This window comes from Microcoleus sp. Pol11C2, from assembly GCF_036701505.1.
GTDB lineage: Bacteria > Cyanobacteriota > Cyanobacteriia > Cyanobacteriales > Microcoleaceae > Microcoleus.
In genome coordinates this window covers 109,024-124,168 of the sequence record NZ_JAUBQX010000009.1, presented here as the reverse complement: position 1 = coordinate 124,168, position 15,145 = coordinate 109,024, and the positions used below count along the sequence as shown (strand labels likewise).

The following is a 15,145-nucleotide window of genomic DNA, read 5'->3' as shown; positions in this document are numbered from 1 at the left end:
AAAGTCTTATTACAGAAAGAAGCGGAATAGTTCAGGAATTAGGCAGAATCTCTACCATTGTCGGCACGAATGAAATTACCAATAAATAGGGCCTCCACCGCCTTCAAACCAAGCTTTCGTGTAATATCCTCCACCCTCTTCACCTAGAGCCATAGTGGTCATCGGAGGGTCAATGGGAATAGGCTTGGGAGGAAATCCTCCTCCTCCTTCACTTCCCGGACAGGGAGCTGAGATACACTGTATCCCACCACCACCTTCTTCACCTATAGCTAGAGTGGTAGCCCTTAATCCACCTCCGATGCGCGTGGACTCTTCATCAGTTAGCGTCTCTTCAAAATCCAAATCAATTGCTTCCAGATCAGCAATATCTAGATCAAAAGGATGATTCATAAAATTATCCTACTTGAGTAAAAGATTAGGCTTGTTTACCCATAATCTAAATCAAGAGGATGAAGTGATGTTGCCATTTTGGCAAGTTTCAAAGTAAGTATTGTAACTGTCAGTTAAAAAATGTTAAGCTGACTCTAGCGGAGCCATTGTCAGCCCCGCACGGCTCAATTGCATATGATAAAGTTCTGCTTGCTCTTGCGGGCCAACCCAGACGGTGGCCTGGCCTTCGTGGTGGATTTGGTTGGCGAGTTTCCAAGCTTGATCGCTAGTCATCCCTGGAATGTATTTCGTCAAACATTCCACAACGTGCTGAAATGTGTTGAAATCGTCGTTGAGGACTATTACCCGATAGTTGGGATAAGGTTTGCGGGTAACTTGACTCGATCGAACGGGTGCTATGGTTGGTGAAGAGGTCATCGCGCGAACAGCCACTAAAACTACAAAATTCGTAAAAAAGTTACCTCTAAAATTATAACACAATTTCAAAATGTTTCAACCCCTACTTGGTATTTTGATCCGCTTCGGGGTTTATTTTCACAGCCAGGCCCTGCGTTAGATTTCTCCAGAAACTGTGGGGAGTAAAGGTTAGGCATCCTGTCCCCCATTGACAGGCTTTTCTGGAGAAATCTATTGCACTGCGCCGATTAAACTAAAGTTAACACTCGATCGACCTCAGAAGTGTCGCCGCCGTGAGAATACGCTTGCAGCAGAAGTTGCTTTAAATCTTCAATCAGTGGATAGCGGGGGTTAGCTCCGGTACACTGATCGTCAAAAGCGCGATCGGCCATTTCCTCAACTCGAGCAAAAAAGAAATCATCGCTCATTCCCTGACTGGCAAGAGCCTCCTGAATCGTGCTAGGAAGATCTACCTCACGCTTGAGATTTTCCACCGCTGCGATCAACTTCTCAACTTTCTCCTCTTCTGTATCGCCGCCCAAATTCAGATAGTCCGCAATTCGAGCATAACGCCACTTGCTGTTAGGATACTTGTTTTGAGAAAAAATCGCTTGTTTGAACGGAACATCCGTTGCATTGTAGCGAATTACGTGGGAAATCATCAGCGCATTCGCTAAACCGTGAGGGACGTGGCAAGTTGCACCTAATTGGTGAGCTACTGAGTGACAAACCCCCAGAAAAGAGTTGGCAAATGCCATCCCGGCGATCGTAGCAGCATAATGTACTTTCTCGCGCGCTTTCGGATCGTTAGCACCATTTTTGTAAGCGCTGGGCAGGTATTTAAACAGCAAACGAATCGCTTCTAAAGCCAAACCATTTGTATACTCAGAAGCCAACACAGAAACATAAGCTTCTAAAGCGTGGGTTAGCGCATCAATGCCGCCGTAAGCAGTCAGTTTCCGGGGCATATTCAGGGTAAGTTCTGGATCGACGATCGCCATACTCGGAGTCAGAGCATAATCTGCAAGCGGATACTTAATCCCCGATCGTTCATCCGTAACAACCGCAAAAGGGGTGACTTCCGAACCCGTTCCCGAAGTAGTTGGAATTGCCACCATAATTGCCTTCGATCCCAAAGGTGGCAGTTCGTATACCCGCTTGCGAATATCCATAAACCGCATCGCCAATCCTTCAAACTCAATTTCTGGATGTTCGTACATCAGCCACATTACTTTAGCAGCATCCATCGGCGAGCCCCCACCAAAGGCAATAATCACATCTGGATGGAAACTATTGCAGATTTCTAAACCTTTGCGAACAGTAGCAAGCGAAGGATCGGGTTCCACATCGTAAAATGTGTAGTGATCGATGCCGATTTCTTCCAAACTATCTGTGACTTCCTTAGTCAATCCCAATTCAAACAAAGGTTGATCCGTCACGATCAAAGCACGTTTCTTACCTGCAAGATCCCTCAAAGCTACAGGAAGACAACCCGACTTAAAATAAATCTTGGGAGGAATGCGGAACCACAGCATATTCTCGCGCCGTTCTGCTACGGTTTTGATATTCAGCAGGTGATGGGGTGTCACGTTGACAGAAATCGAATTATCGCCCCAGCTACCGCAACCGAGGGTAAGGGAGGGATCGAGGCGGAAATTGTACAAATCGCCGATCGCACCTTGAGAAGAAGGCGTATTAATCAGCACCCGCGAAGTCTCTAGTTTGCTTTCAAAATAACGAATGTGCTTCTGATTGTGGGGGGCGGTGTAGAGTACAGAAGTATGGCCGTGGCCGCCAAAAATTATCAATGCTTCAGCTTTGTCTACTGCTTCAGTAAAGTCCTTGGCGCGATACATGGCGAGAATCGGCGAAAGTTTTTCACAAGCAAAGGGTTCTTCTTTACCAACCCCATCCACTTCTCCAATCAAAACCCTGATGTTTGACGGCACTACAAAACCCGCAATCTGCGCCACCTTTTGCACCGATTGTCCGACAATTTCGGCATTCAATCGACCATCAATTAAGATTACCTGCCGCACTTTTTCCCGTTCTTCAGCATTGAGGAAATAAGCACCGCGCTTGATAAATTCCAGTTGCACTGCATCGTACACCTCATCCACAACAACCACCGATTGTTCCGAAGCACAAATCGTGCCGTTGTCGAAAGTTTTGCTGAGCAAAATTGAGCTGACAGCCATTTGGATGTGGGCGGTTTCATCGATGATGGCGGGAGTATTTCCTGCGCCGACGCCGAGGGAGGGATGTCCTGAAGAGTAGGCAGCTTTTACCATTCCCGGGCCGCCAGTTGCCAAAATTAGTTTGATATCGGGGTGCTGCATCAAAGCTTGGGAAAGCGGCACAGTTGGCTCATCAATCCACCCAATAATATCCGGTGGTGCTCCTGCTGCTACAGCAGCATCGAGGATGATTTTTGCCGCCGCAGCCGTGCAGGATTTTGCCCGGGGATGGGGCGAAAATATAATGCCATTTCTCGTCTTGAGCACGATTAAAGACTTGAAGATGGTGGTGGAAGTCGGGTTAGTTACAGGAACGATTCCCGCCAACACTCCCACGGGTTCGGCAATGCGTTCGTAGCCAAAATGCCGATCGGACTCGATGATACCGCAAGTCTTGTCGTTTTTGTATTTGTTGTAAATCATTTCCGAGGCAAAATGATTTTTGATTGCCTTATCTTCTATGACTCCCATTCCCGATTCTTTGACTGCTGCCTTGGCTAAGGGAATGCGGGCGGCATTAGCGGCTAAAGCTGCTTGCTTGAATATGCGATCGACCTGTTCTTGAGTGTAGGTGGCAAATTCAGCTTGGGCTGCTTTTACTTTTTGAATGAGCGCTTCTAATTCATCTACATTGGTAACTTTCATGTTGTTTTTCCTAATGTTTATTTCGGTAAAATTATTGCCTCAATCTTTGATTGGTAGGGAACCTGCTGATCGACGCAGATAATTTCAAGATTGTTGGTGAGTTGGGAACGCGGTCTTTTAATTATTATATACCGCTAGCTCCGATCGCATTTACCCCCCGAGTGTGAAAAATTTCAACAGTTTGTTGCACGAGTTCCGGTGAAGCTGGAGGTGTATCCTTGAGTTCGTAATCCAGTTTTAATTGTTCCCATTTGTATTCTCCCATTTTATGAAATGGTAATACTTCTACTTTTTCCACATTGTTCAGATTGGCAATAAAATCCGCTAGTTTTTCTACGTTTTCGATGGCATCTGTGAGATGAGGAACTAGAACGAACCGAATCCACGTCGGTTTGCCAATTTCGCTGAGATATTTTGCCATTGCTAAAGTAGGCTCGATCGAGACATTGGTGACTTTGTAATACAGTTCGGGAATGTAGGATTTGATGTCCAATAAAACCAGATCGGTCATTTCCAGAACCGGTTTAGCAACTTCTAAAAGACAGAATCCTGATGTGTCAAGGGCTGTATGCAATCCCATTTGATGACAGCGACTAAAGATTTCTCTGACAAAATCCGGCTGCATCAACGGTTCGCCACCGCTGACTGTAACGCCTCCTTTTCGCAGGTAGGATTTACATTTTGTAATTTGATCGATTAAATAATCAACGGTTACTTCTTTACCATCGTGGGAATTGTGGCAGTCGGGATTGTGACAGTAAAGACAGCGTAACGGACAGCCTTGGGTGAAGACGATAAACCGAATTCCGGGGCCGTCTACGGTACCAAATGTTTCGATTGAATGAATGCGACCAATTCCAGACATTGATTTGGTTTTGAATTTTGCTTGGCTTCAACTCCGCTCAGTCAGCCGTCAAGTTAAAGTTTGAGTTTGGGCTTCGATTCCGCTCAGCCAGCGGTTAAATCGTTAACAGAGCGAAGTCGAAGTTTGAGTTTGGGCTTTGCTCAGACAGCGTTTAGGTTGGTAGCTGAGCGAAGTCGAAGCTATACCCGTTCGTGGAAAGTCCGTTTAATCACATCTAATTGCTGTTCGCGGGTAAGTTTGATGAAATTAACCGCATAACCGGAGACGCGAATTGTTAGCTGGGGATAGTTTTCTGGATGTTCCATCGCATCTAGTAATGTTTGCCGATCGAGCGCGTTAACATTAATGTGATGGCCGCCATCGTGGAAGTAACCGTCTATAAGACTAACTAGGTTATTAGTCCGATCGTCCTCCATTCTGCCCAAGGCCTGCGGTAGAATCGAAAAAGTATTCGATATGCCATCTTGACAATCACTGTAAGGCAGTTTCGCTACAGAAGATAAGGATGCGATCGCCCCACAGGAATCTCGGCCGTGCATCGGGTTAGCACCGGGAGCAAATGGTTCGCCTGCTTTACGTCCGTCGGGAGTGCTACCAGTTTTTTTGCCGTACACTACGTTAGAAGTAATCGTGAGTACCGATTGAGTTGCTACAGCGCCACGGTAGGTTTTGTGCTGGCGAATTTCGTTCATGAACCTTTGCACAAGTTCGATGGCTAGACTGTCAACGCGATCGTCATTATTGCCGTATTTTGGATATTCTCCTTCGATCGAGTAATCCACTGCCAAACCTTGCTCGTTGCGAAGCACCTTAACTTTCGCGTGTTTAATCGCCGAGAGCGAGTCCGCCACCACGGACAATCCAGCAATTCCGCAGGCCATTGTCCGGTAAACATCGCGATCGTGCAATGCCATTTCCAGGCGTTCGTAGCAGTATTTGTCGTGCATATAGTGAATGACATTCAACGTATTGATATACGTTTTTGCCAACCACGCCATCATGTCATGGAACCGCGCTCTTACCTCTTCATAATCGAGATATTCGGTAGTAATTGGTGCGAACTGCGGCGCGATTTGGTCGCCGGACTTCTCATCTTTACCGCCGTTAATCGCATACAGCAAAGTCTTAGCCAAGTTAACTCGCGCGCCGAAAAACTGCATTTGCTTGCCAATTCGCATCGCGGAGACACAACAGGCGATCGCGTAATCATCGCCGTATTGAGGACGCATCAAATCGTCGTTTTCGTACTGAATCGAACTCGTCTCGCTGGATACCTTCGCACAGAAGAGTTTGAAGTTTTCCGGCAAGTTTTCCGACCACAACACGGTAAGATTTGGTTCGGGTGCAGTACCGAGGTTGGAGAGAGTGTGTAAGAATCGGAAACTGTTACGAGTTACCAATGTTCTACCGTCATCGCTGATACCGCCGATCGCCTCTGTTACCCAAGTTGGATCGCCAGAAAACAGATCGTTATAGTCGGGAGTTCGCAAAAACCGCACCATGCGGAGTTTCATTACAAAATGGTCGATCAGTTCTTGCAATTCTTGTTCGGAACTCGCGCCACTTTGCAAATCCCGCTCGAAATAAATGTCTAAGAACGTCGATACGCGGCCGAGAGACATCGCTGCCCCGTTTTGTTCTTTCACTGCTCCCAAGTAGCCAAAATACACCCACTGGACAGCTTCTCGTGCGTTTGACGCCGGACGGCTAATATCAAAGCCGTAGCTAGCAGCCATTTCTTTTAACTCAAACAAAGCCCGAATTTGCTCGGATAACTCTTCGCGCAAACGAATTGTTGCCTCGTCCATCGCCTCTAGTTCGAGTGATTCTTGCTGTGTTTTTTTATCATCAATTAGGCGATCGACACCGTACAAAGCAACGCGCCGGTAGTCACCGATAATCCGCCCGCGTCCGTAGGCATCTGGCAAACCTGTGATGATACCAGAACGTCTCGCCAGACGCATCGAGCGCGTGTAAGCATCGAATACACCATCGTTATGAGTTTTGCGATATTTCGTAAATATTTCTTCTGTTTGCCGATCGAGCTGATAGCCGTAAGCTTCTAAACCGGCCTTGACCACGCGAATTCCCCCCAAGGGCATAATCGCGCGTTTCAACGGTCTATCTGTTTGCAAACCTACTATTTGTTCTAAGTCGCGAGCGATGTATCCTGCTGCATGAGCCGTGATAGATGTGGGAACTTTTGTATCAACATCCAATACACCTTTTTCGCGCTCTTGCTTCATTAATTCCAGAACTTTTTGCCAAAGCTGCTGGGTTTTTTCGGTTGGTGCTGTGAGAAATTCTGCATTCCCTTCATAGGGGGTGTAATTCTTTTGGATGAAGTCTCTAACGTTGACTTCGTTTGTCCAGTTGCCTTCAGTAAAGCTGTGCCATTCTGCAAACATAGCTGCTTTCACCTCAATCTTTTGTTAGCGATCGATCTTTTATTCTTCGACCACTACATCTACTATATATTTAATTTCAATATTTTAACTACCCGGTTCGCTATTTGTTACAAAAGTTGACTTGTTAATTCCGTGGAAAGAATTAAGATAGATAGTAGGCAGAACATCCTCTTGAATTGTTAAGGAAGCTCTGACCAAATTGGTTCCCGAACTAACACTTTGACAACCGAAATGTTGTTTAAGGGTGGGTGGGTCGGAAACGCGCAATGAGATTTTTTTTCAGAAACCGCGAACAGCCGAAGAAGCTGAATAAAAAGCAGAAAAAAAGTAGAAAAAGAGTTCGGATTGGATGCGGTAGTTATCGAAAGCAGAGCAATATTAATTGCTGATTAATTGAAGTAGGGTATTATGCAGATAAATTCAAGAAATCAAAGCACTGCGAGCGATCCGGCTCACGATATTTGGAAAGAACAGCGCCATCCGCTCGATCGGATTTTTGCGCCTCAGTCAGTGGCTGTAATCGGCGCAACAGAGAGAGAAGGAAGCGTCGGACGTACTCTCCTGTGGAACTTGATTCGGAGTCCGTTTGGCGGAACAGTTTTTCCGGTGAATCCGCAGCGCCGCAGCGTCTTGGGGCTCAAGTCTTATCCTGACATTGCTAGCGTCCCGGAAGTAGTGGATCTGGCGGTGATTGCTACGCCTGCTGCTGGGGTGCCGCAAGTGATCCGCGAATGTATCGCTGCTGGGGTGAAAGGGGCAATTATTGTTTCTGCTGGGTTTAAAGAGATTGGTGCGGCTGGGGAGGCTTTAGAACAGCAAGTTATGGCCGAGGCGCGTCGGGGCGGAATGCGGATTATCGGCCCAAATTGCCTCGGGGTGATGAATCCTGTGCTTGGGCTCAATGCTACTTTTGCAGGTACGATCGCCCGTCCGGGTAATGTCGCCTTCATCAGTCAAAGCGGCGCCCTCTGTACTTCGATTCTCGACTGGAGTTTGGGGGAAAATGTCGGTTTTAGCGCCTTTGTGTCGATCGGCTCTATGCTCGATGTCGGTTGGGGCGATCTGATCGAGTATTTCGGGGACGATCCCCATACTCACAGTATCGTTTTGTACATGGAATCTATGGGTGATGCTCGTTCGTTTCTGTCCGCCGCCCGCCCAGTGGCGATCGACAAACCGATCATCATTCTCAAGGTAGGACGTACCGCCGCCGCCGCCCAAGCCGCCGCTTCCCATACGGGAGCTTTGACCGGTAGCGATGACGTGCTTAACGCTGCTTTCCGCCGCTGTGGCGCGTTGCGGGTACATACGATTTCCGATTTGTTCGACATGGCAGAAATTCTGGCCAAGCAACCGCGACCGCAGGGCAACCGCCTATCGATCGTCACCAATGCCGGAGGCCCTGGGGCGATCGCCACTGATGCCTTAATTAGCGACGGCGGTGCGCTGGCAGATCTGGCACCGGAGACTGTGCAGCAGCTTGATGAGTTTTTGCCGCCTCAGTGGAGTCATCACAACCCGATCGATATTTTGGGCGATGCTAGTAGCGATCGTTACGCCCAAACTCTAGAAGTTGTCGCTCCAGATCCCAATAGTGACGGATTGCTGGTCATCCTAACGCCACAAGCGATGACAAATCCCACCCAAACCGCAGAAAAACTCAAGTCTTACAGCAAACTCGGAAAGCCCTTATTAGCAAGCTGGATGGGCGGTGTGGAAGTGTCAGCGGGAACGCAAATTCTCAATCAGGCAAATATTCCGACTTTCCCTTATCCCGATACCGCCGTCAGGTTATTCAACTATATGTGGCGGTACACATACAACCTGCGCGCTATCTACGAAACGCCATCTCTCCCCGCTGATTGCGAAATCGAGACTTCCGGGTGTGCGACTGCTGCGAAAATTTTGACTGCCGCCCGCCAAAACAATCGCACTCTATTAACCGAGTACGAATCAAAACAGTTGCTGGCAGCTTACGGCATTCCCACCGTAGCGACAGAAATTGCAGCGAGTGCGGCCGAAGCTGTAGAAATTGCCGATCGCCTCGGTTATCCTGTGGTGCTAAAACTCCATTCTGAGACGATTACTCACAAAACCGATGTGGGGGGCGTAAAACTAAATTTAGGCGATGCTAAGGCTGTAATTAGTGCCTTTGAGGCGATCGCCCAGCGGGTAAGGGCGATCGATCCTGCAGCGTTTCTCGGCGTAACCGTGCAGCCGATGGTGCATTTGGAAGGCTATGAACTAATTTTAGGTAGCAGTATTGACCCACAATTTGGGCCGGTGATGCTGTTTGGTTCCGGCGGACAATTAGTGGAAGTATTTCAAGATCGATCGCTGGCACTTCCGCCTTTAAATACCACCCTAGCGCGGCGGATGATGGAGCAAACGCGCATCTATAAAGCTTTGCAAGGAGTGCGCGGTCGATCGGCAATTGACCTGGTACAACTCGAACAGTTATTAGTTCGTTTCAGTCAACTGATTGTAGAGCAACCTCAAATTGCCGAGATTGATATTAATCCACTGTTGGTTTCTCCTCAAGGTACGATCGCTCTTGATGCCCGCGTTGTTCTGCAAACAACGGAAAACCCCATTTCACCCGCGATTCGCCCCTATCCTACGCAATACGTTCAAACATGGTCAACTAATGGCGATCGTCCCATCACCATCCGTCCGATTCGTCCAGAAGATGAGCCGCTGATGGTGCTGTTCCATGAAGAACTTTCGGAAGAGAGCGTGTATTTGCGCTACGCTCACATGGTAAAGTTAAAGCACCGCATCGCTCACGAACGTTTGACCCGGATTTGTTTTATTGACTACGATCGCGAAATGCTGTTAGTAGCCGATCGTCAAGACCCGGAAACCTCAGAACACCGGATTTTGGGAGTAGCGCGTCTGAGCAAACTCCACGGCAAAAACGAAGCCGAATTTGCCCTGATCGTTAGCGATAGCTATCAGCAGCACGGTTTGGGAACAGAATTATTGAGGCGGCTGCTGCAAATTGGTCAGGAAGAAAAATTAGAGGCGATCGTTGGCTACATTCTCAATAGCAACTACAAGATGCAGAGCCTCTGTAAAAAACTAGGATTTGAACTCCAACCAGACCGAGGCGAAGGAATGTTGAAAGCTGTTTTTGTCTGCTAATAGCAAGTTTTGTTAAATAATTCTCATTCATCACAACTAAAGTCCTCACTACAAACCTATAAAGTTTGTAGTGAGGACTTTAGTCCTCAAACTCAGATGCTACTAAGCCGCAGCCAAATTTGCTGCTGCGAAATCCCAGTTAGCCAAATTATCCAAGAAATTAGTAATGTAGTCGGGACGGCGGTTTTGGAAATCCAAATAATAAGCGTGTTCCCACACATCCAAAGTCAGCAACGGAGTTTGGCCGTGTGCTACCGGGGTGTCAGCGTTAGCAGTTTTGGTAACTTTCAAAGTGCCGTTGTCTAAAACTAGCCAAGCCCAGCCACTACCGAACTGAGTTGTCGCAGCAGTCTTAAATTCTTCTTTGAATTTGTCGAAGCTGCCGAAGTCAGCGTTAATTTTGTCAGCTAAAGCTCCTGTCGGAGTGCCGCCACCGCCCGGTTTGAGGGAATTCCAGAAAAAATTGTGGTTCCAAACTTGACCTGCATTGTTAAAAATGCCGGCTTTGGATGGGTCTTTAGCAGATTCCTTGACAATTTCTTCAAGGGATTTGCTCGCCATTTCCGTTCCTTCAATCAGTTTATTCAGATTGGTGACGTAAGCAGCGTGGTGCTTGTCGTGGTGGAACGAAAACGTGTTGGCCGACATATGAGCTGGTTCTAGGGCGTCAGCGGCGAAGGGTAATGGTGCGAGTTCAAATGCCATGGTGTTCAATCCTCTCTGGATTACTTTGGGTTTTTCGGTTGACTTGGTGGCTTTTGTATGATTAAAGCCGAGAGTCACTAGCTTGAGTTTATCAAGCTGTGGTAAATAATTCTTTACAATTTTCCTATTTTATAGCAGTTGCAGCATTTTAGGATTCAGACTTCTATTTTTTAGAGATCAAAGCTACTTATTGCCGACTTCAACTAGCATAAAGCATCACTAAATGTCAAGCTACCTGGGAGACAAATAAAAGTGTGTGTGAAATTTTCAACCAATCGAAATTTTATGAGACTGATAAATAGATTAAACCTGTAAATTGTCAAAGATTAACCTAAGTTCAATTAAGCTGTAAGAAAGTCAAACAAGTTGCAGGAGCTGTCAATGGAAAAGCGTTTAAACAACTCGTCCAGTAACCCCGCTCAATGGTTGAATCTGCAATTAATCGTCACCGCTTTGGAAACAGTCCAAGACTTAATTGTAATTTCCCTATGTATTGGTTTGTTTTGTTTCATGGTGCTAGAACTGCGAGAAATGTTCTTCTCGCTGCTACCTCCTTTGAATTTCCAGGAAGTCACTGCCGACATTCTATTTTTATTGGTTTTAGTGGAATTATTTCGGTTGCTAATTATTTACTTGCAAGAGCAGCGGGTTTCGATAGGTGTGGCTGTGGAAGTTTGTATTGTATCAGTTTTGCGAGAAGTGATAGTGCGGGGAGTGCTAGAAACTCCCTGGGTTCAAATATTATCAACAGGCGCATTTTTGCTGGTTTTGGGAGTGTTGTTGGTAGTCCGAGTTTGGTTGCCGCCAACCTTCGAGGGAATTGACCCGGAACGCCGCCTTGCTAGCAGAAATAGAAAAATTTACGAGCAGGAATCTTCTTCCGATTCTGTTGCAATCAATAGCAAGTTTAATTCTCATTGAGTATGGCGGGACAGGCGATTTTAGATTTTAGATTTACTCTGATCTTGCTTGTCACGTTACCAGCCATCATTTCCAGTAAAACTGAGATGTTGCACCATTGTCAAGAACGGCTTCTCCGGCCCGTTCCACAACACAGTAGATTTTCTTGTGGGGTGGGCAGGAGAACCCGCCCAAAAAATGATTATTGAGAATGGTGCAAGATGTGAGTTCAAATCAACCTGATAACGTTTGTAGTGAGGACTAAAATTATCTTAAAGTTCAGACGATTTTACTCTTCACTACAAACAAAAGCTTCATCAGTCATTGCCAGTTATTCAAATCTAAAATCTAAAATCTAAAATCTAAAATGGTATTACCCGTTAGCCTGCAATTCCCCCAAACGAGCTAACACTTCTTTTGAGTGAATCGCCGGATTAATCTTCACAAAAGTTTCGCGCAAAATTCCTTCAGGGTCAATAATAAAACTGTGGCGCGCCGAGATAAAACTCATCCAAGAACCGTAAGCTTTACTCACGTTACCATCCGTATCAGCTAACAGCGGAAACTTCAAACCCTCGGAATCGCAAAATTCCGCATGAGAATCGACATCATCAGCGCTAATGCCGATAATTTGAGTATTCTTTGCCAAGTATTTCGGCAAGTCTTCCTGAAATCTCCGTGCTTCGATCGTACAACCGGATGTAAAGTCTTTCGGATAAAAATAGACTACCAGCCACTTACCGCGATAATCGGAGAGGGACACTTGTCCGTCGCCGCTGTTTGTCGGCAAACTAAAATCCGGCGCTGGTTGATTTACCGTCGGAAGCTTGCCACCGAGGGCAAATGCAGGTGTGGCAAAATTGAAACTTAGAAAAACTAGACAAATTGCAAATAAAGTGGTAAAAAACTTGCGGCGAGACATCATAAATTTAGAAGTAGAACTGTACTTAACACAAGTTTACAGTTTTCTGATTAAATGAGTAGGGGCAATTCGCGGATTGCTTCTAAAACCCCAATATCACTCACTCAAATAGCAATTTACCCATGAGCGCTGCACTCCCGTTAACAGGCAAAGCTATAGTAGTCCAGGTAATTAACGGTCAACCCGTTGGGATCGAAGTAGACGGCACTAATGCCCCGATTACTGGGGGAAACTTTGTAGACTTAGTTGAACGCGGTATTTACGACGGGGTGATGTTTCACCGAGTTGTGCGCGATCCCGATCCTTTTGTGGTGCAAGGAGGCGATCCGCGCAGCAGAGATACTACAATTCCAGCCAGTCAATTGGGAACGGGTAGTTTTATTGACCCGGATACCAATCAGCCGCGTTTTATTCCTTTGGAAATTACGCCGCAAGGGGCCGCGCAACCTGTTTACAACCAAGTTGTAACCCAGACGCCACAGTTGCAGCACACTCGCGGGGCTGTGGCCATGGCTCGTTCTAATGCTTTGAATTCTGCTTCTTCGCAGTTTTATTTTGCTTTGGATGATTTGCCATTTTTGGATGGTAATTATGCTGTTTTTGGCAACGTTATTGGAGGTTTTGAAACGGTGAATGCGGTGCAGCAGGGCGATCGCATTTCGAGTGCAAAAGTCGTTGACGGAATCGTCCCCAGTCGGGTTTCTAGCATCATTACCGATGTTGATTTCCTCAACGATTCCATTAACCTTACCAATTTGGCAAATCTGCCTTTGCGACCCCTCAGATTGGCCAACACCCCGAACAACTATCAAGTCACTTCCCAAGACTATCAGCAAAATCCCGGCGGTGTAGTGGGAGGTAGCGCAAACGATCGCATCGTCGGTGAACCCACGGGTGGTGATGGAATTAACGGCAGCCAAGGCAACGATACCCTCACGGGCGAAGAAGGCGACGACTTTCTCAGAGGCGGCAAAGGTAACGACTCCATTAGCGGCGGTGTTGACAACGATATTATCAACGGAAATCTCGGCGACGATAATGTCAATGGTGATGCTGGTAACGACTTTTTGCGAGGCGGCCGAGGAAACGATATTTTAATCGGCGGCGATGGTGACGATGTTTTAATCGGCGATAGTGACAGCGATACTCTCACCGGCGGCGCAGGTGCAGATACTTTTGTTCGGGTTACGGGTGAAATTCTGGAGTTGGATGGGACGAGCGATATAATTCTTGATTTTAGGCCGGGAGATGGCGATCGTATTGGCTTGACCAGCCCTTTATCCAACACCTCATTCACCCAATCAGGCAGCAACACACTCATTCAATTTGGAGGAGCTACTTTGGCTGTGGTTCAAAATGCCACTCCTGCAGCAGTTCAAAATGCTACTTTTGCAATTAACTCTCTTAGTCCTTTCGTTGTGGATAACTTGCCCCCCGGAGACGCCGCCTTGAGAGTTGGCTAACTTTAACAAGACTCACGCAATAAATATAAGGGTAGGGTGCTCTTCGGTGCACCTTACCTGATTATCAATGGCCAATTCCCTATTCCCTATTCCCAATTGCCAAATTCAACTAACACCATAGCTTTGTAATTTGAGAAACGGCCTCTTGATAAGAATCCATTCTCCCCTGCTGCTTAAAAAGCCCTGCCGCCTTCTGAAAATCCTCAAATGCTCCCTGAACCTCTCTCAATTTATATCTAGTCACTCCTCGGTTAAAGTAGGCTTTACCAAAATCGCGATCGAGGCGAATTGCTGACTCAAAATCAGCTAGTGCTGCGAGGGAATTTTCCATTTGCAGGTGGATAGCACCTCGGTTAAAGTAAGCTTGGGTTAAATTGGGGTTGAGCAGCAGTGCCGAGTTGTAATCTGCGATCGCCGCACTATAATCTTTTAAACGAGTCAGCATAAACCCCCGATTGCTGTAATACTTGGCTCGGTAAGGATTGAGCTCGATGGCGGTAGTTAAATCTTCGAGCGCAGATTGCTTGTAGCCTAATTTGTAGCGGGCCACACCGCGATCGTTGTAAGCTGAGGCGAATTGCGGATTAATGTTAATTGTGGAAGTAAAATTTTTAATAGCGCCGTGCAAGTCTTGTTGTTCGAGATTTTTTAAACCCTGAGTGTAAAACTTTTTGGTACTAACTTTTAAATTTGCATCTTGTCGGGATTCAGCTTGCTCCCCCGAAAATACGCCTGCAATATTAGTGAATCCCAAAGATTCGATCGAATTGAAAATAGTTGTGACAACTAATTGGCTTGGGAGAAGGGGGATAGTAGGCATGGGAGGAGTGGTGTTCAACTGTATGCTATCATTTTCCTCCATACTTCAGCTACTGACAGTGATATCCGTAGTGTCAGGAACGTGATTAGTTTGATGAGATTTGGTGATGCTGGGGCATTGACTTGTGTGATGAAAGTTGGGCTTAGTTAGTGATGACGATCGCAATTGAGAAAAAATGCGTCTACAACCCTTTAAATATAAGGTTTTCGGGCTAGCTTTGCGGTTTCTTTCTTCCCATATTGACGGGATT

General features: G+C 46.5%; 11 protein-coding genes. 3 read left to right on the top strand and 8 right to left on the bottom strand.

The genetic code is table 11. From position 1 onward, the window contains the following. Positions 1-75: 75 nt before the first annotated feature. The 5 genes from QUA42_RS08450 to pflB all read right to left on the bottom strand — a co-directional run bounded on the left by QUA42_RS08450 (position 76) and on the right by pflB (position 6,941). Positions 76-390, bottom strand: a complete 315-nt coding sequence (locus QUA42_RS08450) for a hypothetical protein (RefSeq protein WP_333136799.1) — start codon at positions 388-390, stop codon at positions 76-78. 123 nt (positions 391-513) lie between these two features. Beyond that, on the bottom strand, positions 514-807 hold the full coding sequence (gene clpS / locus QUA42_RS08445; RefSeq protein ID WP_190743461.1) for an ATP-dependent Clp protease adapter ClpS: 294 nt from the start codon (positions 805-807) through the stop codon (positions 514-516). Between the two features lie 227 nt (positions 808-1,034). Then, entirely contained in the window at positions 1,035-3,668 is a 2,634-nt protein-coding gene (adhE, locus tag QUA42_RS08440) for a bifunctional acetaldehyde-CoA/alcohol dehydrogenase (RefSeq protein ID WP_333136797.1), read from the bottom strand. A 124-nt stretch (positions 3,669-3,792) separates the two neighbouring features. Continuing rightward, complete coding sequence (gene pflA, locus QUA42_RS08435; RefSeq protein WP_333136796.1) at positions 3,793-4,533, bottom strand: pyruvate formate-lyase-activating protein; 741 nt, start codon at positions 4,531-4,533, stop codon at positions 3,793-3,795. 179 nt (positions 4,534-4,712) lie between these two features. Beyond that, positions 4,713-6,941 (bottom strand): formate C-acetyltransferase, encoded by a 2,229-nt coding sequence (gene pflB, locus QUA42_RS08430; protein ID WP_333136794.1) that lies wholly within the window; start codon positions 6,939-6,941, stop codon positions 4,713-4,715. Between the two features lie 408 nt (positions 6,942-7,349). On the opposite strand from pflB, the gene QUA42_RS08425 reads away from it, so the two are divergent. Next, positions 7,350-10,085, top strand: coding sequence for a bifunctional acetate--CoA ligase family protein/GNAT family N-acetyltransferase (locus QUA42_RS08425; protein ID WP_333136792.1), 2,736 nt, complete (start codon positions 7,350-7,352; stop codon positions 10,083-10,085). Between the two features lie 102 nt (positions 10,086-10,187). On the opposite strand, the gene QUA42_RS08420 is transcribed toward QUA42_RS08425, so the two are convergent. Beyond that, positions 10,188-10,790, bottom strand: coding sequence for a superoxide dismutase (locus tag QUA42_RS08420; protein WP_015178829.1), 603 nt, complete (start codon positions 10,788-10,790; stop codon positions 10,188-10,190). Positions 10,791-11,171: 381 nt separating this feature from the next. Between QUA42_RS08420 and QUA42_RS08415 the strand changes: the two genes are divergently transcribed. Continuing rightward, complete coding sequence (locus tag QUA42_RS08415; RefSeq protein WP_333136789.1) at positions 11,172-11,711, top strand: phosphate-starvation-inducible PsiE family protein; 540 nt, start codon at positions 11,172-11,174, stop codon at positions 11,709-11,711. Positions 11,712-12,063: 352 nt separating this feature from the next. Here QUA42_RS08415 and QUA42_RS08410 read toward each other — a convergent pair whose 3' ends face one another. Next, entirely contained in the window at positions 12,064-12,615 is a 552-nt protein-coding gene (locus QUA42_RS08410; protein ID WP_333136787.1) for a peroxiredoxin, read from the bottom strand. 119 nt (positions 12,616-12,734) lie between these two features. Between QUA42_RS08410 and QUA42_RS08405 the strand changes: the two genes are divergently transcribed. Next, a complete protein-coding gene (locus QUA42_RS08405; RefSeq protein WP_333136785.1) occupies positions 12,735-14,075 on the top strand; it encodes a peptidylprolyl isomerase in 1,341 nt (446 codons plus the stop codon). 109 nt (positions 14,076-14,184) lie between these two features. Here QUA42_RS08405 and QUA42_RS08400 read toward each other — a convergent pair whose 3' ends face one another. Continuing rightward, entirely contained in the window at positions 14,185-14,895 is a 711-nt protein-coding gene (locus QUA42_RS08400) for a tetratricopeptide repeat protein (protein ID WP_333136783.1), read from the bottom strand. Positions 14,896-15,145: the final 250 nt, after the last annotated feature.